An 18,525-nucleotide genomic window follows, 5' to 3' on the forward strand; every position below is an offset into this window, starting at 1 on the left:
ACTTCAGGCATGGACCAGCGCGATACCCCCTACGCCGACGCCATGCGCGCGTATGCGACATCGCATCCGGCCCGCTTCCACCTGCCCGGACACGGCGGCTCCGGCGACAGCCTCGGCGACTACTTCGGCGAGCGGATGCTGTCGCTCGACCTCATGCCGATGATGCACGGCATCGACATGGGCGTCACGCCCACCCCGCTGGAACGGTCGCTGCGGCTCGCCGCAGAGGCGTGGGGCGCGCGGCGCAGCTGGTTCCTCGCGAACGGTGCCAGCCAGGGCAACCAGATCGCCGCCCTCGCGATCGCGGGGCTTCGCCCCGGCGGCCAGATGCTCGTACAGCGGTCGGTGCATTCGTCGGTCGTCGACGCGCTCGTGCTCACCGGAGGCTCAGCCCGCTTCGTCGCGCCCGTCGTCGTCGACGGGATGGCGCACGGGCTTGTCGCAGCAGATGTCGCGGCGGCGATCGGTGCTGCCGGTGCTGCCGCCGAGGGGGGCGCTACGATCGGCGCTGCCGGTGCTGCCGGTGCTGCCGGTGCTGCCGGTGCTGCCGGTGCTGCCGGCGCTGCCGCCCTGTCGTGCGTCTACGTCGTGAGCCCGAGCTACTTTGGCTTCGTCTCCGACATTGCCGCGCTCGCCGGTGTCGCCCACGCGGCCGGGCTGCCCCTCGTCGTCGACGAGGCGTGGGGCGCCCACCTCGGATTCCACCCCTCGCTGCCACAGAACGCCCTGCGCCAGGGTGCCGACCTCGTCGTGTCGTCGACACACAAACTCGGCGGATCGCTGACCCAGTCGGCGATGCTGCACCTCGGACACGGCCCGTTCGCCGACGAACTCGAGGCGCAGGTCGACCGCGCGCGGAGCATCGTGCAGAGCACAAGCGAGAGCAACCTGCTGCTCGCCTCGCTCGACCTCGCCCGCTGCCGACTCGCGACGGGCGCCTCACAGATCGGCGACGCGCTCGACATCGCGGAGGCCCTTCGCGATCGGGTGCGCTCGGGAGGGCGGTTCGGTATCGCCTCCGACGGATTCTCGCTCGTGCCGGGTTGTGGGGGTGTCGACCCGTTCCGTATCCCAATCGACACCCGGGTGGGAGGCATCACCGGGCACCGGGCGCGCACGATTCTTGCCGAGGAACACGGCATCCTCGTCGAGATGGCGACGGACGCCGGAATCGTCGCACTCTTCGCGGCATCCGCGGCCCCGTCGATCGACGGACTCGTCGCCGCTCTTCACGCGCTGCCGGTCGACCCGCCCGCGCGCCGCGAGTCGCCGATGCCGCCGCTTCCGCCGTGGGGCAGAGCGCGGATGACCGTGCGCGACGCCTTCTTCGCGCCGAACGAGATCGTGGCCGCCGCGGATGCCGTGGGGCGCGTCGCCGCCGACTCCCTCGCCGCGTACCCGCCCGGCATCCCGAACATCATGCCGGGGGAGGAGGTCACCCGTGAGCTCGTCGACTTCGTGCAGGCGGTGGCGTCGGCCGAGTTCGGGCACGTGCGCGGCGCCATCGATGCGGGCGTGCGGCGGATGCGGGTGGTGGCGCGGTAGCGCGCGGTGCCTGCGCTCGCGCGCGGTGCCCGCGCCTGCGCCTGCGCCTGTGCTCGCGCTCGCGCTCGCGCCTGCGCCTGCGCCTGCGCCCGCGCCCGCGCCTGCGCGCGCGCGGTTGCTGTTCACAAACGCGGCAGTAATCGCACGCGCGGGAGTGAACAGCGTGCGCGCGAACGCAGGTGTGTGGCTACTTCCGCTCGCCGGCTGCCGTGCGCTTGCCGACGTCGGCACCAGCATCCGCCGCCTCGGCATCCGTACCGCGCAGCTTTCCGAGGCCGTTCATCAGGTGGTACACGACGATCGCGGCGACCGTGCCGAGCACGATGCCGGTGAATTCGACGTCGCCGAGCACGATGGTGAAGTTCGCGATTCCCATGATGAGGGCGATGCCCGCGGTGAGCTGGTTCTTGGGCAGGCTGAAGTCGACGCGGTTCTCGACCCAGATGCGCACGCCGATGATGCCGATCAGGCCGTAGAGCGCGGTCGTCACCCCGCCGAGCACCCCGGGCGGGACCGAGAAGATTATTGCGCCGACCTTGGGCGACATGCCGAGCAGGATTGCGGTGATTCCGGCCACCCAGTAGGCAGCGGTCGAGAACACTCGGGTTGCCGCCATCACGCCGATGTTCTCGCCGTAGGTCGTGGTGGGGGAGCCGCCACCGATGCCGGAGATCACGGTGGCGAGGCCGTCGGCGAAGAGCGCGCGTCCGGTGAGCGGGTCGAGGTTGCGTCCGGTGAGCTGGCCGACGCCCTTGATGTGTCCGACGTTCTCGGCGATGAGTGCAAGCACGACCGGCAGGAACATCAGGTACACGCCGATGTACTCGAGGGAGAAGCTCGGGGTCGTGAACTGCGGCAGACCGACCCAGGGGGCGTCGCCGACCCCGGAGAAGTCGATCTGCCCGGCGATGACGGCGGCGACATAGCCGACGGCGACGCCGACGACGATCGAGAGGCGTCCGAGGAGACCCTTGAAGAGCACCGCCGCGAGGATGATCGACAGCAGCGTGATCGTCGCGATAAGCGGTGAGGCCGCGAAGTTGTCGCGGGCGGCCGGGGCGAGGTTGAAGCCGATGAGGGCGACGATCGCGCCGCTCACGATGGGCGGCAGTGCGACGTTGATCCAGCGGGTGCCGCTGAGGTGCACGATCACGCCGACGATCGCGAGCAGCGCGCCGACGACGATGACGCCGCCGAGGGCGACAGACTGTCCGCCCGAGCCGACAGCCGCACCAATCGGCGCGATGAACGCGAACGAGGAGCCGAGGTAGCTCGGCAGCTTGTTCTTCGTGATGATCAGGAACAGCAGCGTGCCGAGGCCCGAGAACAGCAGTGTTGTCGCGGGCGGGAACCCCGTGATGAGCGGCACCAGGAATGTCGCGCCGAACATTGCGACGACATGCTGGGCGCCGAAGCCGATGGTGCGCGGCCAGGTGAGGCGCTCCTCCGGCTGCACGATCTCGTTCGCTGCGACGTTCTTGCCGTCGCCGTGGAGCTTCCAGGGGAGTGCCATCTGATTCCGCTTCCTGTCGGGGAGCGGATGCCCGCGCCCGCGCCCATCGTGGGTCGGACTCGACAGTATCGGACCGCGGGCCCGGTGCGTCGCACGAGGGCCGGATGCCGGTGGGTGTTGCGAGGGCCGGATGCTGGTGGTGCCGACTCCGCTCAGCCGCTCGTGCGGGTCTCGCGCGCGTTCGCCTTCTGCAGCGCGTCGACGAGCTCCGACTTGTTCATCGAGGAGCGTCCCTTCACATCGAGTCGTCTCGCAAGATCCATCAGATGTTCCTTCGAGGCGTTCGCATCCACCCCTCCCTTGGTCTGGCCCGTTCCGCGCGGGCCAGCGGCTCCGGAGTCGGACGGCCCCGACTCGGCCTTCCTCTCCCAGTGGTCGCCGACCTTCTCGTACTCGCGCTTGAGCGCGGCGAAGGCGGTGCGGTGGGCTCGCTCGCCCTCCCCGTAGCTGTCAACAGCCGAGTCGTGCGCCTTCGACCAGAGCGACTGGGCATGCGTGTCCGACCGGCGGAGCGTGTCGGGCATCTCGTCCGATGCGGGCATCTCGAACTCCTTATCTCTCGATTTTCCCGGGCCGCGAAGCTCGGCCAGGCCCGCAAGCGAGGAGCCTAGCCCTTCAGCAGCGACGATCAGTAGAAGAAAATCGGCAGCCACTCGCGGTTGTGGGCATGCACGAGCACCAGGAACACCACGAGGTCGAACAGCAGGTGCACGCACACGACATAGGTGAGCGACTTCGTCTTGGAGAATATGTACCCCTGCAGCAGCGCGAACGGGGCGGTGAGCAGCGGTCCCCACGATTGGTAGCCGAGCTCCCACAGGAACGACACGAAGATCACCGCCTGCAGAATGTTCGCCTGCCACATCGGGAAGTGGCGGCGCAGCAGCGCGAAGACGGTGCAGATGAAGAACAGCTCGTCCCAGATTCCCACGGCGTTGACACCGACGAACAGCCGCGCGATTTCGTCGGGCGTGCTGATCGCCGGCCAGTTCTGGTACGCGCCGGAGCCGATGAAGTAGAACGGCAGGATCGTCCAGCCGAGCACGAGCACGATCGCGAGGTAGGAGCGCTCGAGCGTCGACCACTTTTGCCCGGTGCGGACCGGGAACACGATCGTGCGCCGCCTGTAGCCGTACCGGTCGATCAGGAACGGCACCAGAACCGCGAGCGTCAGCACGGTGCCCATGAGCAGCATGTTGCCGTAGCTGATGTCGGCGGCGACCGAGATGGTGGAGATGATGCCCATCCCGATCCCGATGAGCAGCAGGTCGCTCGCCAGCGACCGGTCGATGACGAAGGCGAGGATCAGGCTCCCGACGAGCACCGCGTATCCGGCGGGCAGGTTCAGCAGGCCGAAGATGAGGATCGCGGATGCTGAGACCCCGGCCGCCGGAATGAGGCCCCACGACAACTGCTGCTTAACCTGTGGTTGCACCGTGACCATGTGTCAAGCATGCCAGCACCCGGCCGGGAATACTCCGACGATTCCCGCCATCGGCTGGTGTTCCCAGAAAGCCGCGGCCGCAAACTGAGGGAACAGCGCCTCCGGGAGGTGCACAACACGCGTAGGGTTTTGGTGTGATCGACGAATGTATCCATGGACTTGACCGGGACCGCTGCGACGCCTGCAGCCCCACGGCGCCCCCCACGCCAGCCTCCGCAAAACCGCCCGTCAAACGGGCCGCAGCACGAACCACGACCAGCCTCCGCACCACCCCGAGCAGCCTGAGGGCTCCTGCCACGAAGTCCCCCGCGGCCAGACGGGCAGCAGCCGCCGCCCCAGCCAAGCCCGTGCCGAGCCTCGGGGAGCAGCGCATCTACCACGTGACCCACGCGAGCAACCTCCCCGGCATCCTGGACAGCGGCGCGCTGAACGCCGAGACGAGCCCGGTCACCGATATCTCCTCGGAGGAAGCCCGCACCGCCCGGCGCGCGACGACCGTCGCAGGCCCGGACAGCGCAACCGTCGCCGAGCACGTGCCGTTCTACCTCTCGCCCAACGCGAGGCTCTGGGAGTCGATGCGCGCGGGATCCACGGACCCTCGCCTCGCGCCGTCAGCCCATGGCCTCGCCGCCGCTGAGTTCGTCATCCTCGTGAGCACCGTGAAGACCGTCGCGACCGATGAGGCATCCATCGTCGTGACCGACGGCGACGCGACCGGACAGCTCACCCGGTTCGCCGCGACGGACGAGACCTGGAAGCGGTTGCTGTACCGGCTGATTTCCGACGACGAATCCGATGCGCTGCTGAGCGCCGAGTTCCTGGTCAAGGACTCGGTTCCGTTCGACGCGGTGACCCTCATCGGCGTACCGCACGACCGGGCCCGGGATGCCGTGAAGCTGGCGCTCGCGGGCTCGTCGCACGTGCCGCGCGTCGCGGTGCACCCGCCGTGGTTCGCGGTGCCGACCGAGGACTGACCGCGGCAGCGCACCTGCTTGACCGGCGGTCAGGCCCGAGCCGACCGCCGCGGGATCAAGCGCGTGCGAGACGGTGCCTCCGAAGCGGTGCGCATCGCCGAGAGCATCCGAGGCAGGATCACGGCCGCGGTGCCGACGAGCACCGACCAGCCAATGAACCCGCGCGCGAGTTCGCGATTCTTGCCGTTCCAGCCGCCGTCCACCCGCCGTCCACCCGCTGCTCGTCGGCGGGGGCCGGCTCAAACAGGGTGCCGTCGGTCACCGGCACCCCGCGCCGCGGCGAGAGGTGGGTCTTCTCGACCAGCGCGGCCATCTGCGCCTCGATCGCCTGCGGGGTGCGTCGGTGCTGGCGCGCCATTGCCCGGCCGGCCCGGCCGCTCCGACCGGATGCTTGCCCCGAGTGACCGGATCGCGGCCCTCGAGCCATAGACGCAGCCCATCAGGTTGACGTCGAGGACGCGACGGAAGTCCTCAAGCGGCACCTCGAGAAACGAGGCGAAGAGCGTCGTTCCGGCGTTGTTGACCCACACGTCGATGCGTTCGAATGCCTCAACGGCGGCGGCAGCGGCGGCAGCCAGGGCTTGCACATCGGTGAAGCCGGCGACCTCGGTCGGCACGGCGATCGCCCGGCCGCCCAGGTTCTCCCACTCCCGCACGAGCCCGATGAGGGCCTCGTCGCTGCGACTGGCAAGCACGAGACTCGCCTCCTTTTTAGCGAAACGGAGGGCGGTCGCGCGCCCGATTCCGCTCGATGCGCCGGTGATCACGACGACGGGATCCTTTCTCTTCGACACGAGATTTTCCTTGTCCTGAGCTCGGGGTGGCAGCCGAATCCACGCTCGCCGAGCCAGAGGCGGAGGTCAAGAGGTAGCGGGATTCGCCTGCCGTGACGCAGACGCGAGTGCGTCCCTGCTGAGCATCGTCGCGCCGGCGACGGCGGCGGGCATGATGACGACCGCGCCGAGCGGGACGAGGAAGAGCACGTAGGTGAGCACCCCGAAGCCGAGGGTCGAGGCGCGCCGGGCACCCAGCATCCGTCTCCGGTCGCGCAGGCGCAGTCCGCGCGCGTCGAACGCGAAGCCGGTGAGCTCGAGCGTGAGGAACCAGCCGCCCAGCAGGGCGCCGAGCACCGGGACCGCCGTCTGGCCGACGATCGGGATGAAGCTCACGGCGAAGAGCGAGAGGCCGACCGTGGCGGTAAGGGCGAACAGTCGGATGCCGCTGCCGATGCCGCGCGTCGCCGAGCGCCAGAACGGCTCGTCGATCTCGACCGGGGCGTCGCCCATCCGCTGTTCCACCGCACGCCAGATGCGCTCGTAGAACGGGTTGCCCAGCGTGAGCGTCACGGCGACGAAGGTGTACACGGCGAGCAGCATGGTCACCGCGCCGAGCGCGGTGCCGGCGGCGATCCGGGTGCCGGCACGGAGCGGGTCGACCCAGCGGTCTGCGAACGGGGTAATCAAGGTGGCGAGCGACTCGAGGTTGATCGCGAACAGCACCAGCGCCGTGGCGAAGAAGAGACCGACGACGAGGGCGGGAAGCGCGCCGAGCAGCATCAGCCGCGGGGAGGTGACCCAGAGGCGGAGTCCGCGCACGAGGTAGCCCATTCCGCCCAGAAATTGCCAGACAAGACCGGGCGGCCGTGCGCTCGTTTTACTGCTGTCCACCCCTCCACACTACGAGGCGATGAGAGTCGTTCGTCAACGTGTGGCAGACATAATCGAGCAGTGACCATTTTCGATCGATTCCGGCGGGTGAAGACCCCGCCGCTGCACGTCGCGATCGATGAGGGCACCGGCCCGGTCGTTGTGCTCGTGCATGGCATCGCCTCGTCGTCGGTCACGTTCGAGAACCTGATTCCGCTGATCACCGACCGGCACCGCGTGATCGCGGTCGACCTGCTGGGGTTCGGCGAGTCGCTGGCCCCGGAGTCGGCGACCTTCACGATCGAGGAGCACGTCGAGGCGCTCGAGGACACCCTCGACGCGCTGCGGCTGAGACATCCGTTCGTGCTCGTCGGGCATTCGATGGGGAGCCTGATCGCGAGCCGCTACGCCGCGACCAACCGCAAGCGGGTCTCCAAGCTCGTGCTCGTGAGTCCGCCCGTGTACATGAACCCGGAGGCGCTCGGTGATCCCGTCGAGCGTGCCGCGATGGGACTGTACCTCAAGGCGTACGAGTTTCTGCGCACGAACCAGAACTTCACGATGCGCAACGCCGCGATGCTCGCGCGCATCTCGCCGATCAAGAACGTGCTTGAGGTGAACGCCCGCAACTGGAAGGCTTTCGTGCTGTCGCTCCAGAACTCGATCGAGTCGCAGACCACGGTGAGCGACATCGCGTCGGTGACCGTGCCGGTCGAGATCATCTACGGCGCGCTCGATCCGTTCCTGATGCCCGGGGGCCTGCGCATTGTCGAGCAGATGCGGCTCGTGACGGTGCATAAGGTCGACGCGAGCGATCACCTCGTGCGCAAGCGGCTGGCCCGCGTCGTGGCGGTCGCGATCGGGTGATGCCCGGCAGGTCAGGTGGCTGCCGGCCGCGTCGGTTCCTCGGTGGCCGCTGGCTCGTCCGACGGGTCTGACTCGGCCGGCTCGTCCGGCCTACCCTCCTGCGGGTCGTCCTCGGCCGGCTTGCCCTCCTGCAGGTTGTCCTCCTCGGGCTCGTGCCGGCGGGCCGAGAGCCGAAGAGTCGCCAGCAGCCCGACCACGAGGAACCCGGCCGCGGCGAATGCGGAGTACCTTGTGCCTTCGCTGAACGCCGCTCGGGCAGCATCCGCGATCTCGGCGCCCTGCGCATCGAGCGAGGGAATCGCCGCACCCGCACTGTCGACGACGGTGGCCACGATCTGCGAGCGGGACTCGGCGGGGAGGTCGCTCAGTTTCGCGTCGAGCGAGGCGCCGACCGAGGTGAACAGGATTGTGCCGAGCACGGCAATGCCGAGCGCCGAGCCGATCTGGCGTGCGGTGCTCGAGGTGCCGGACCCCTGCCCGCTCTGGGCGACCGGGACGTCCCTGAGCACCACGCTCGTCAGCTGCGCCGTGGCGAGGCCAACACCCAGCCCGTAGACGAAGAGGAACGGCACGATGCTGAGCCAGGTCGCATCGGGGGAGATGGCAACGCCGAGGCCCACAACTCCGACGATCTCGGCGATCAGGCCGATGCGCACGATGGTCTCGGGTGAGACGCGGTTGGCGAGCGCCCCGGCGACACCGCTCGCGACGAAGGATCCGATCGCGAGGGCGAGCAGCACGAAACCGGTCTGCAGCGCGGTGTACCCGAGCACGTTCTGCAGCCACAGCGGGAGCGAGAGAATGATGCCGAACTCACCCAGCGACACGATGAGCGCGGCGATGTTGCCGTTGCGGAAGGAGGCGATACGGAAGAGGCCGAAAGCGAGAAGGGTGGACGCTCCGGCGCGTTGCCGGCGGAGGCCCCAGCGCACGAAGGCAATTCCCGAGACGATGGTTACGAGAAACACCAGCGGAATCGGCGAGACGTCGAACGGCCAGGTCCACGCTCCGATCGTCGGCGCGTCATTCGTGGTCCACCACCCGAAGGTGCGCCCCTCGATCAGCCCGAAGACCAGGCTCGCGCTCGTGACCACCGAGAGGATCGCGCCAACAACGTCGATGCGTCGCGGCTCGCCGGCATCCTTCGACTCGATCACGTAGAGGAGCACGCCGACGATGATGATGATCCCGAGCGGCACGTTGATGCCGAACGCCCAGCGCCACGAGTAGTAGGTGGTGAGCCAGCCGCCCAGCAGCGGCCCGACGGCGACCATGCCGCCGATCGTCGACCCCCAGATCGCGAAGGCGATCGCCCGATCCCGACCACGGAACGTGGCGTTGATGATCGACAGGGTTGTCGGCAGCACCATCGCTCCGCCGATGCCCTGGATCACGCGCGATCCGATCAGCAGATCTCCGCTGGAGGCGAAGGCGGCGAGCACGGATGCCGAGGCGAACACCACAACCCCGGTCAGCAGAATCCTCCGCCGCCCGTAGCGATCGGCCAGGGCTCCGAATACGAGCAGCAGGGCGGCGAAGACGAGGGTGTAGCTCTCCTGCACCCATTGCACCTGTGTCGAGGTGATGCCGAGATCGGCCACGATCGACGGGATGGCCACATTGATGATCGTTGAGTCGACGATGATCAGGGCGACCGCGATGCTGATGAAGAGCAGCCCTATCCAGCGGGCCCGCGGTGAGTGCACCCGCGGGAGCGCAACAATCTCGCTCACGTGGTCACGGCGGAGGCCGGCAGCGGCGGGGTCATGAGCCGCAGCGCGACGGTGAAGCCGATGACCGCGAGCACGGAAACGAGAGCGGCGGCAGCGGCGGGCTGGGAGACGAGGTCGCCGGTGAGGCGGGCGACGGCGACCCAGGCGAGCCCCCACGAGAGCGAGATCGCGGGACCGAGCCGGCCGCGGCCACGGAAGGCGAGCAGCACGCCGACCAGGCCCGCCACAGCGATGACCCCGACGGCCCACGCATCCGCGTCGAGGCCGAACCCGTCGAATCCGGTCGTGACGAGCCACGCGGTGATGTTCGCGGCTGTCGCGACGCAGACCCAGCCGAGGTAGAGGCCGACGGTGCCGTCGGCGACGAGCGCCTCGACGAGGGTGCGCGGCCGCGTCACGATCGTCATCCGGAAGGTGTAGACCAGCACCGCGAGAAGCAGCACAATCACGGGAACGCTGAGGGGCAGCAGGTCGAACTGGATGCTGAGGATCCAGGCCGCATTGAGGATGAGGCTCGCCGCGATGGGGTAGCCGAGCAGCCGCTGCCGCGGATCCGACTTCTGCGCGGGCAGGAACTGCCAGATCGCGTACGCGATGAGGCCGACGTAGATCACCGACCAGATGCCGAAGGCCGCACCGCCGGGGGCGATGAGCGTCGCGTCCGTCGCGAGCGCGCCGCCCGCGGCATCCTGAATCGGGGTTCCGCCCGCGGCCCCCGAGCCGATGAACGACCCGACGATCGCGATGACCGCGCTCGCCGCCACCACCGATTGGCGGAGGAGGTCGTTGCCCGTGTGAACCGTGGCGCTTGTCATGTCGTCCCCATCCGTGATCTCGCTGCTGAACCAAGCTAGAATTGAGGGTAGTCCGGTGACGATCCTGTGAGGGAGAGCACAGTGAACGATAGAACATCAACGCAGGCCAAGGTCTTCGGGGCCGCCGACATTGAATCGTGGCCCACCGGCCGACTTCTCTCTACGGCTGCGCGGCTCGTCGAAAACGCGTGGTACGAGTCCCTCGAGAACCTCGGGCTCAGCCACACCGGCCTCGTGGCCCTGCACCATCTGGGCGAGGGGCCGATGAGCCAGACCGAACTCGCTCGTCGAGCGCGCGTCAACAACCAGAACCTGTCCCGCACCCTCGAGCAGCTCGAGACCGATGGTTACATCGTGCGAGTGCAATCGCCGCGGGATGCGCGTCGACGAGTGGTCACGCGCACTCCCGCGGGGAGTTCCATCTGGACGACGGCGCAGCATCTCGAGGCGAACATGTTTCCGCCGGCGCCTGAGACCAAAGAACTCAGGCGGGCACTGCTCGAGATTATCGCGGCGTCGCCAGCGAGGCGCTGGTAGCTACTCGGTGCTCTCGGAAGCCCCGCGCTGCTTGGCGATCTCGGCGTGGACAACGTCCATGTCGAGCTCCTTCACGGCGGTGATGACCTGCTCGAGTGCCGGGGCGGGGAGCGCTCCGGGCTGGGAGAAGACGAGCACGCCGTCGCGGAATGCCATGAGCGTGGGGATCGAGGTGATCCCTGCGGCGCCGGCGAGGGCCTGCTCGGCCTCGGTATCGACCTTCGCGAAGGTCACGTCGGAGTGCTGCTCGCTCGCAGCGTCGTAGATCGGGGCGAAGGCCTTGCAGGGCCCGCACCAGTCTGCCCAGAAGTCGACAAGGGTGATGCCGGGGCTCGTGACGGTCTTCTCGAATACATCGTTTGTCAGTTCGACGGTGGCCATGGGGTCCTCATTTCTGTGGATGATGGGTTGTCTAGTCCACAACAACGTCAACGGCCGGTCAAATCTTCCCCGGCTGCTCGTGCATCATTCAGGAGTTGGGCGGGCCCGAGGTGATCCCAAGCGTCTGACTGGGCTTTCATCATTCAGGAGTTGGGGTCTGCCGGAGTTGGTCCAGGCCGGTTCTGGGCTTTCATAATTCAGGAGTTGGTGGGCGGATGCCGGTTGCTGACGCAATCATCTGGCGTGCCACCGCGCCCCACGCGGGTATTCGCCCCTGAGTCGGCAAATTCATGCGTGAGAGCCGAAGCCGGGCTGGCCCGGCTCCTGAATGATGAAAGTGGTTGGGTGGGCCCGGCTCCTGAATGATGAAAATAGACCGGCGGTGGGGTCAACCCCGAGACCTGGACGCACGGCTCGAGCGAGCAGCGCCAGAGGTGGTTCATGACCGGGTACGACAGCGGGCCCGGCGCCTGCGATACCTTCGCGGTGAGCGCCGAGCAGCTGTAGAGGGGGTGCCGCGGGTCAGCGGCCCGCCGGGCTCAGGAGCAACAGCCGCCTCCGCAGCATCCGCCCTCGGCCTTGTCCTCACCGCTGGCTTCGGTGCTGTCGGATGTGCTGTCGGATGCCTTGTCGGACGGTGCGGATGCGGCGACCAGCGGGATCATCGCGACGGGCTTGCGTGCCACGACAGCCGGGGTGAGCGGAGCGGCCTCGGGTGCGACGGCGACCGGCTTGGTCGTCGCACGGATCGCGCTCGGCGCGTCGTCGCGCGCGGAGGCGGCAGCGGCGGCGTCGGTTTCGGCGAGGTCGAAGTGGCGCTTCGGCTTGCGCGCCGTCGCGACGGACCCTTCGGTCGACGGTGTGGTGGCGGAATCTGGCACGGGTGTCTCCTTTGCCTGTGGGAACCCCCAGTCTGTCACCGCTTGCTGCGCGGCGCGCAGACTGTGCCCACGCAGCGAAGTGCGGTGTCGTGCACTGTCGTGCGGTGTATACGTGGGACTACCTTCATTCGGCACGGGTGCGGCGCGGACGGCGCGGACGGCGCGGACGGCGCGGCCACGGGCGCGACCACGGGCACGGGCACGGGGACGCGAGGGCGTAGCCTCGACCCATGAAGCGCTCGCTCGCCGCCGGGCTCGTTGCCGTGCAACTGCTCCTCATCGCCGCGCTCGTGCTCATCCCCAACGGAACGCTCTGGCCCCTCTCGCCCGCCGTTCTGACGGTCGGCATCCTGCTCGGCATCGCCGGACTGGTGATCGCCATTCTCGGCGTGCTCGGCCTCGGCCCGGCCCTGACCGCGAGCCCGATCCCGCGCGACCGGGCGCCGCTCGTCACGGGCGGGCTCTACGGGTGGGTGCGGCATCCGATCTACACCGGCCTCCTGCTGGGCGGCATCGGCCTCGTGCTGTTGGGTGGTTCGGCCTGGCACCTCGTGCTCTGGCTCGGGCTGTTCCTGCTGCTCGCGATCAAGTCGCGGTGGGAGGAGCGGATGCTGCTCGACGAGCATCCGGACTATCGCGAGTACGCCGCCGACGTCGGCCGGTTCGTTCCGGGCATCGGGAAACTCCGCCAGTAGAAGGTGGCGCGGTCAGCCGATCACAAACGGTCAGCCCATCGCACGCGGTCAGCCGATCACAAACGGTCAGCCCATCGCACGCGGTCAGCCCATCGCACGCGGTCAGCCCATCGCACGCGGTCAGCCCACCGCACGCGGTCAGCCGATCGCGAACAATCCCGCCGCGGCGACCGCAAGCACGAGGCCGACCACCTGCGGGGGAGCGAGCCGCTCGCGCAGGACCAGCGCCGCGAGCACGACCGTGACCGCCGAGCATAGCGCCGCGAGAACCCCGATGATCGACACGTCGCCAACGCGCACGCCGGTCAGCATGAAGACGTCCGCGGTAGCGGCGAGCAGCCCGCCGGTCAGGCCCAAGCGGATGCCCCCGACCCAGCCGTCCCGCCAGCCGTCCCGCCAGCCGCCCCGCCACCCGCTCGCACGGCGCGGACCCCGGGCGGCCACCACGGCGACGGCGGCGAGCAGCACGGTCACCGCGACGACGCGGCCGACGACGAGGGGCAGGATGCCGGAGTCGTCCGGAGTGTTGTCGAGCACGATGATGCCGGTGCCCATGCACGCTCCGGCGAGGATCGCGAGCACGATGCCACTGGCCCGTGGGTGCACGGCCTCCTTGTGCGGCACGAAGCCGACCAGCACCACCGCGGCGAGGGCGACCACGACTCCCGCATAGCCGGTGAGGGCGAGCTGCTCGCCGCTCGCGAGTCCGTAGACGACCGGAACGATCGCCGCGACCACGGCCAGGAGCGGCGCGAGGATGCTCATCGGCCCGATCGCGAGGCTCGCGTAGAGCAGCGCGACGGTGCAGGCTGCGACGACTCCCACGATGACTCCCCAGAAGAGCGCTCCAGCCGACCAGGTGCCACCGAAGAGCGGCAGCGCCGCGGTGAGCACGATGAGCCCGGCGAGAGCGCTCAGTGCGGATGCCCGGATCGCGAGGATTCGACCCGCTGCGAGCCCGCCGAGGAAGTCCGCGGCGCCGAAGAAGACGGCGGTGCCGAGCCCGAGGATCGCGGTGAGCATCCGGTCCCTTCCGCTGTCGCCGCCACTCAGGCGGGCTGAGCGCCCACACTATCCAGTGGGTGAGTCGACCGCGTTTCGGGCGGGCTCGCGGCCCGCGGCGGCGTCGCCTGGCCGGTGAATCGTCACCGGAAGTATTCGGGCCTGCTGACGTAGGTGTCGGCGACGAACATCACTCCGCTCGAGCTGTGCAGCATCGCGCGCACCGCATCGATAAGGTCGCCGGCCTTGTCGGGGGGCAACACGGTGATCAGCATCGTGAGCGTGTCGTACTCGTTGAACAGCAACGCGCCCGAGTGCTGGCCGTGATGTCCGATGCCGGAGACGCCCGAGACCGCCGTGTATCCGGTGGCTCCGGCCGACGTGATCAGGTCGCGGATGGCCGGCGCCTCGCGGGCCGATACGACGATCTCGATTCTCGTCATCTTGGTGAGGTTGTTCACTGCTGTGCTCCTTCTGCTGGCGGCAGGGGTGCCGTGTGCCAGCCATAGCGGGTGTACTGCATCCACGGGTCGGTGGTCCGCCCGCGAGCGGTGATGGTGATCCACTCGTTGTCGAACAGGTCGCGCAGCACCTGGTTGCGGGAGATGATCTGGCCGATGGTGTCGAGGGGCGCCTGGACGATGACGGCCAGTCTCAGCGGCTCGTGCAGGAGGGCAGTGCCGACGCCGACGGACTGCCAGGGAAGGCCGCGCCGTAGGTCTCCGCCCTGACCCGTGATCACGCCGATCGTGCCGATGGCATTGTGGACCGTCTTGGTACCCGCTCCGTGGAGGTCGGGATTGATGCTCGAGAAGTAGTACTGGTGGTTGATCCACTGGGCAACGACGACCGGCGCCGTCAGGATCGTCTCCAGTCCCGTGCCGTCCGGGTCGAGCTCCGGCAGATAGGAGTGAAGGAAGACGCGGCGGGACAGGTCCACTCCGCGGGTCAGCTCACGCGGACCGATGATCATCGCCGCGTTGCCGGCCAGCCCGAGCTCCGGGTAGACCTCGGCCCAGTCGTGGGCCCTTCGGCGCAGGCGCGTCGCCGAGTGACGCGGGGACGCCCCTGGCAGGTCGCGGGCGCGTTCGCGAACCAGGCGGTCTGCCGCGGGGATCTGCTGCCGGATGAAGTCGTCCGCCAGAGCGCGGTGTGAGGCGGGCAGGGAGTGGGTGTCGAGCAGTGTGATCGCGTCGGTGACGGTGTTGTGCTCGGCCGCGACGAACACCGTGTCGTTCGGGATTCGGATGCCGCGGGCGTCGAGCAGCTCGCGCACGCCGGCGTCGTTGAAGATGAGGGCGGCCGCACGAGCGTTCGCTGCCCCAGGGTTGCCGCCGCACGCACCACAGTCCAAGGCGGACTGGTAGAGGTTGTTGCGGCTGTCCGATCCGTGCCCGGCCAGCACCACGAGCTGGCCGAACCGCGCCATTCCCATCATCCGCAGGGATGCCTCGGCCAGCACCGCTCTCTCTTCGAGGGTGAAGGCATCGGCGACGGTGACGCTCGACTCGAGCGCGTTGTCGGCGAGCTGCGCTTCCCTGATCCGCGCCAACAGGCCGGGGGCGAACGTTCGAAGCACGCTCGTCAGTCCGTAGAACCACCCGGCCGTCTCGGCGAACGCGAAGGATGTCGCGGTGCCCGATTCCCCCGCGTGCAGCGCTGCGTGCACGGCGTCGCGTCGGCGCGCGGCGGCAACCCGTCTGGTTGCCGTGGCGTGGTCGTGGGGAGCCTCGGTGACGGTGTGGCGCGGTGTGAGGAGGGCCGGCAGGGAATTGATGGCGCCCTTCCCGCTGTGGCGGACGAACCGGATCGGAACGCCGAAGAATCCGGCGAAGCCGAAGGTCTCGATGGTCGACGCCGTTTCGAGGTGCCGACGAGCGCCCTCGGACCGAGGGTCGATGCACATGACGACCTGGATCTGTGGGCGTTCGGTGGGTGCCGGCTCGGTCGACAGCGACGACAGGAGGCGGCGTCGGTAGTTCAACTCGTAGGCGAGCTGCCAGGTGAACAGATGGTCCCGGGTCGGGTGCGCGGCCAGTACCCGGGACACCGTCGATGTGTCTGCGGGCGTGACGTTCTCGACCACGAGGTGGCCGGCCAGTAGTTCGGCTCGCCCGCGCAATTCGGCGGCCGGGTTGTGCTCGTGCGGGGTTGAGTCGAGCGAAGGCGGGATCTGCAAGGCGTGCCGGGTTCCGAACCGCACTGCCAGAAAGGATGTGAGGTCGATATCGCCGACCTTCTCGGCGCGCCACTTGATGTGGCTGGCCCACCCGGGCAGCTGGTGCAGTTCGCGCGCGAGGACCCGCTGCACATCATCCGCCTCGACTCCGAGCTGCTCCAGCGCCCACGCCAGCCCAGCATCCGGGTCCTCCGGCAGGCCGCGGAGGCGACGCCGCTCTCCCGGTGCCAGAGAGGGGTCGTGGCCGATGAGGGTGCGCCACGCGGGGTAGAGCCCGCGATCCTTGTGGGGCATCGGCCACGGGGAATCAGGCGCCAGATAGGCCGCGACCCACCGGCTGGTGATCTCGTCCAGGCGACTCAGCGTCGGGGCGCGGGGGCCCGCGGCTGTGGCGTGCGACTGGTCCTGCTCCAGCTCCAGCGCGGCCAGGCGAGCGGCGGGCAGCGTGCTGCCGCCGATCGTCACCGTGCCCGTCAGCTCGGGGATCCGCAGGCGGACCGCCGCCTCGAGATCCGTCAGCAGGATCCGGCCCCGCTTGCGGTCGGCCACGTAGTCCGTCCGATGCCGCGTGAGCGCACCGAGCGACTGCGCGGACTCGAAGGGCAGCGATTCGCTGCCAGCCAGCGGATTGACGGCGATGAAGGAGTCCAGTGGCCAGGCGGGCACGATGTCGTGGGCGGCGGACGCAACGGCGACGCGGAGCAGGAGGCTCACAGTGTTCCTTTCGAGGCGGATGTGGGGGAGAGCGAGGAGGCGAGGGCGCGGCTGTACAGGCGGTCGCGAAGGCCACCCCACCTCCGCCCGGTACGGGTCAGCAGTCCGACAGCGGCGAGACCCAGAGCCGGCAGGACCAGCATCCACACGGGAGCCGCCGCGACGGATGCCTGCGCGTCGAGCGCCGAGGCGAAGAGGGCGAGGAACGCGGTGTAGCCGAACCCGATCCCGACGATCGACAGCACGCCCAGGCCGACCGTCAGGGGAGAGAAGTTAGTCGCAAGCCCAACCGCCAGTGTCACGATTCCGGTGACGGCAACGAAGAGCAGCAGCCCGACGCTCGCGGGGGACACCCCGGGGTTGATCGTCGCCTGCGCTGCGACCAGCGCGGCGAGGGTGAGCAGCACGGAACCGGCCACGGCCGCCACCACCACCCGCTTCCGGGTGGGCAGGCGCACGGGAAGATCCCGGGACGCGGCGTGCGTGCGCACACCCATTCCTGCGCCGAGGAACAAAGTGGACTTGAACAGGGAATGGGCGATCAGGTGGAAAATCGCCGCGGCGAACGCACCGAGGCCGCACGCCATCACCATGAACCCCATCTGTGCCATGGTCGAAAACACCAGGCGGCCCTTCACATCGGGTTTCACCATGCGCACGGCCGAGGCGTACACAAGGGTTGCCGCCCCCGCAAGGAAGATGACCGTCATCACGGACTGGTGCAGCGTGATCGCCGGCCCGAATCGGATCAGCAGAATCGCCCCGGCATTCACCACGCCGGCATGCATCAGGGCCGAAACCGGGGTGGGTGCCGAGAGGGTGCTCGGCAGCCACGTGTGAAACGGGATCTGGCTGGATCGCGCAAGCGCTCCGGTGACGAGCAGGAGCGCCACCACAATCTGCACCGTCTCGGGCAGTGTGGCCATGAGGGATCCCAGACGATCCAACGGCACGTCCCCGCCGGCGGTGACGGTGATGACCGCAACGGCCAGCAGAACGGCAGTGTCGCCGATCGACAGCTGCACGGCGGTGCGCCGCACGCCGGCCCGGGCGAGTGGAGCTGACGGGTAGGTGGCCAGAAGCAGCACCAGTGCCGCGCCCGCGGCAACCCACGCGGCGGCAAAGGTGAGCACAGAGCCGGCGCACACCAGCAACACCGTGAAGCCGGTGAGCAGATTCGCCATCGTGACGAACCAGCCCTGACGGATGTCGCCCCGGAGGTAGCGCACAGCGAAGGACTGGATGAGCCCGCTCAGCCCCAACACGACGATCGCCAGGAGAACCGCGAGCGGGTCGAGCCGGACCGCGCCGGCGCCCGCGTCGACACCGGGCTGCGGGCCAAGAACGAGCCACCCGGCGGCCACTGACGCGACGAATCCGACTCCGACGAGCGTGCACGCGACTCGAGCCAGCACGTCCCGGTCGATCCCGGCGCGACTTCCGACCGCCGATGACAGGGCGGCGACGAAGGGCAACGCGACGACGGACGCCACCAGGAACCAGTTGTCCACACACACCTCATTTTCGTGAAACTCAATACACGAAAAACATAGCAGGTATTGCAGAGCGTGAATACGCTGTGCTGAGTCTGATGGCCTG

At 68.8% G+C, this 18,525-nt stretch carries 18 protein-coding genes and 1 pseudogene; 6 read left to right on the top strand and 13 right to left on the bottom strand.

Features of this window, described 5'->3' with window-relative positions; genetic code table 11:
• Window positions 1-9 precede the first annotated feature (9 nt).
• Entirely contained in the window at window positions 10-1,545 is a 1,536-nt protein-coding gene (locus tag BHD05_RS03540; protein WP_161885210.1) for an aminotransferase class I/II-fold pyridoxal phosphate-dependent enzyme, read from the top strand.
• A gap of 187 nt (window positions 1,546-1,732) precedes the next feature.
• Here BHD05_RS03540 and BHD05_RS03545 read toward each other — a convergent pair whose 3' ends face one another.
• The 3 genes from BHD05_RS03545 to BHD05_RS03555 all read right to left on the bottom strand — a co-directional run bounded on the left by BHD05_RS03545 (window position 1,733) and on the right by BHD05_RS03555 (window position 4,502).
• A complete protein-coding gene (locus BHD05_RS03545) occupies window positions 1,733-3,058 on the bottom strand; it encodes a uracil-xanthine permease family protein (protein WP_161885211.1) in 1,326 nt (441 codons plus the stop codon).
• Between the two features lie 152 nt (window positions 3,059-3,210).
• A complete protein-coding gene (locus BHD05_RS03550; RefSeq protein WP_161885212.1) occupies window positions 3,211-3,600 on the bottom strand; it encodes a ChaB family protein in 390 nt (129 codons plus the stop codon).
• An 86-nt stretch (window positions 3,601-3,686) separates the two neighbouring features.
• Entirely contained in the window at window positions 3,687-4,502 is an 816-nt protein-coding gene (locus tag BHD05_RS03555; RefSeq protein WP_161885213.1) for a CPBP family intramembrane glutamic endopeptidase, read from the bottom strand.
• 347 nt (window positions 4,503-4,849) lie between these two features.
• On the opposite strand from BHD05_RS03555, the gene BHD05_RS03560 reads away from it, so the two are divergent.
• Complete coding sequence (locus BHD05_RS03560) at window positions 4,850-5,476, top strand: DUF4433 domain-containing protein (protein ID WP_161885214.1); 627 nt, start codon at window positions 4,850-4,852, stop codon at window positions 5,474-5,476.
• A 239-nt stretch (window positions 5,477-5,715) separates the two neighbouring features.
• Here the strand turns inward: BHD05_RS03560 and BHD05_RS03565 are convergent, their stop codons facing one another.
• The gene (locus BHD05_RS03565) at window positions 5,716-6,270 is read right to left on the bottom strand and encodes an SDR family NAD(P)-dependent oxidoreductase (RefSeq protein WP_161885215.1); all 555 of its coding nucleotides are present in this window, start codon (window positions 6,268-6,270) and stop codon (window positions 5,716-5,718) included.
• A gap of 66 nt (window positions 6,271-6,336) precedes the next feature.
• Window positions 6,337-7,143: an EI24 domain-containing protein gene (locus BHD05_RS03570; protein ID WP_161885216.1), complete on the bottom strand. Its 807-nt coding sequence runs from the start codon at window positions 7,141-7,143 to the stop codon at window positions 6,337-6,339.
• 60 nt (window positions 7,144-7,203) lie between these two features.
• On the opposite strand from BHD05_RS03570, the gene BHD05_RS03575 reads away from it, so the two are divergent.
• On the top strand, window positions 7,204-7,989 hold the full coding sequence (locus BHD05_RS03575) for an alpha/beta fold hydrolase (RefSeq protein WP_161885217.1): 786 nt from the start codon (window positions 7,204-7,206) through the stop codon (window positions 7,987-7,989).
• A gap of 11 nt (window positions 7,990-8,000) precedes the next feature.
• Here BHD05_RS03575 and BHD05_RS03580 read toward each other — a convergent pair whose 3' ends face one another.
• Both BHD05_RS03580 and BHD05_RS03585 read right to left on the bottom strand, forming a co-directional pair.
• Window positions 8,001-9,722 (bottom strand): MFS transporter, encoded by a 1,722-nt coding sequence (locus tag BHD05_RS03580; RefSeq protein WP_236966631.1) that lies wholly within the window; start codon window positions 9,720-9,722, stop codon window positions 8,001-8,003.
• Window positions 9,719-10,537 carry a tryptophan-rich sensory protein gene (locus tag BHD05_RS03585; protein ID WP_161885218.1) on the bottom strand — a complete coding sequence of 273 codons (819 nt, stop codon included), beginning with the start codon at window positions 10,535-10,537 and terminating at the stop codon, window positions 9,719-9,721. Before BHD05_RS03585 ends, BHD05_RS03580 begins: the two co-directional genes overlap by 4 nt.
• An 81-nt stretch (window positions 10,538-10,618) precedes the next feature.
• Here BHD05_RS03585 and BHD05_RS03590 point away from each other — a divergent pair, with 81 nt between their 5' ends.
• Window positions 10,619-11,074, top strand: coding sequence for a MarR family winged helix-turn-helix transcriptional regulator (locus BHD05_RS03590; RefSeq protein ID WP_202614284.1), 456 nt, complete (start codon window positions 10,619-10,621; stop codon window positions 11,072-11,074).
• On the opposite strand, the gene trxA is transcribed toward BHD05_RS03590, so the two are convergent.
• Entirely contained in the window at window positions 11,075-11,455 is a 381-nt protein-coding gene (trxA, locus tag BHD05_RS03595) for a thioredoxin (RefSeq protein ID WP_161885219.1), read from the bottom strand.
• A gap of 378 nt (window positions 11,456-11,833) precedes the next feature.
• Between trxA and BHD05_RS03600 the strand changes: the two are divergent.
• Window positions 11,834-11,962: pseudogene (locus BHD05_RS03600) on the top strand (neutral zinc metallopeptidase); the annotation flags it as partial.
• Window positions 11,963-11,994: 32 nt separating this feature from the next.
• On the opposite strand, the gene BHD05_RS03605 reads toward BHD05_RS03600, so the two are convergent.
• Window positions 11,995-12,336, bottom strand: a complete 342-nt coding sequence (locus BHD05_RS03605; RefSeq protein ID WP_161885220.1) for a hypothetical protein — start codon at window positions 12,334-12,336, stop codon at window positions 11,995-11,997.
• A gap of 230 nt (window positions 12,337-12,566) precedes the next feature.
• Between BHD05_RS03605 and BHD05_RS03610 the strand changes: the two genes are divergently transcribed.
• Window positions 12,567-13,031: a methyltransferase family protein gene (locus BHD05_RS03610; protein WP_161885221.1), complete on the top strand. Its 465-nt coding sequence runs from the start codon at window positions 12,567-12,569 to the stop codon at window positions 13,029-13,031.
• A 138-nt stretch (window positions 13,032-13,169) separates the two neighbouring features.
• On the opposite strand, the gene BHD05_RS03615 is transcribed toward BHD05_RS03610, so the two are convergent.
• From BHD05_RS03615 to BHD05_RS03630, 4 genes are all read right to left on the bottom strand, one after another.
• Window positions 13,170-14,054 carry an EamA family transporter gene (locus BHD05_RS03615; RefSeq protein ID WP_161885222.1) on the bottom strand — a complete coding sequence of 295 codons (885 nt, stop codon included), beginning with the start codon at window positions 14,052-14,054 and terminating at the stop codon, window positions 13,170-13,172.
• A gap of 122 nt (window positions 14,055-14,176) precedes the next feature.
• A complete protein-coding gene (locus BHD05_RS03620) occupies window positions 14,177-14,494 on the bottom strand; it encodes a DUF190 domain-containing protein (RefSeq protein WP_236966632.1) in 318 nt (105 codons plus the stop codon).
• Entirely contained in the window at window positions 14,491-16,926 is a 2,436-nt protein-coding gene (locus tag BHD05_RS03625) for a DUF2309 domain-containing protein (RefSeq protein WP_161885223.1), read from the bottom strand. Before BHD05_RS03625 ends, BHD05_RS03620 begins: the two co-directional genes overlap by 4 nt.
• Window positions 16,923-18,437 carry a proton-conducting transporter transmembrane domain-containing protein gene (locus tag BHD05_RS03630; RefSeq protein WP_161885224.1) on the bottom strand — a complete coding sequence of 505 codons (1,515 nt, stop codon included), beginning with the start codon at window positions 18,435-18,437 and terminating at the stop codon, window positions 16,923-16,925. Before BHD05_RS03630 ends, BHD05_RS03625 begins: the two co-directional genes overlap by 4 nt.
• Between the last annotated feature and the right edge of the window lie 88 nt (window positions 18,438-18,525).

Origin of the sequence: Marisediminicola antarctica (assembly GCF_009930795.1) — a bacterium.
In the GTDB taxonomy this organism is placed as follows: domain Bacteria; phylum Actinomycetota; class Actinomycetes; order Actinomycetales; family Microbacteriaceae; genus Marisediminicola; species Marisediminicola antarctica.

Excerpts from the sequence above, each read along its gene's own strand:
- BHD05_RS03615 (WP_161885222.1), bottom strand. The coding sequence starts at position 14,054 with ATGCTCACCGCGATCCTCGGGCTCGGCACCGCCGTCTTCTTCGGCGCC.
- BHD05_RS03610 (WP_161885221.1), top strand. The coding sequence starts at position 12,567 with ATGAAGCGCTCGCTCGCCGCCGGGCTCGTTGCCGTGCAACTGCTCCTC.
- BHD05_RS03545 (WP_161885211.1), bottom strand. The coding sequence starts at position 3,058 with ATGGCACTCCCCTGGAAGCTCCACGGCGACGGCAAGAACGTCGCAGCG.
- BHD05_RS03585 (WP_161885218.1), bottom strand. The coding sequence starts at position 10,537 with ATGACAAGCGCCACGGTTCACACGGGCAACGACCTCCTCCGCCAATCG.
- BHD05_RS03550 (WP_161885212.1), bottom strand. The coding sequence starts at position 3,600 with ATGCCCGCATCGGACGAGATGCCCGACACGCTCCGCCGGTCGGACACG.
- BHD05_RS03555 (WP_161885213.1), bottom strand. The coding sequence starts at position 4,502 with ATGGTCACGGTGCAACCACAGGTTAAGCAGCAGTTGTCGTGGGGCCTC.
- BHD05_RS03540 (WP_161885210.1), top strand. The coding sequence starts at position 10 with ATGGACCAGCGCGATACCCCCTACGCCGACGCCATGCGCGCGTATGCG.
- trxA (WP_161885219.1), bottom strand. The coding sequence starts at position 11,455 with ATGGCCACCGTCGAACTGACAAACGATGTATTCGAGAAGACCGTCACG.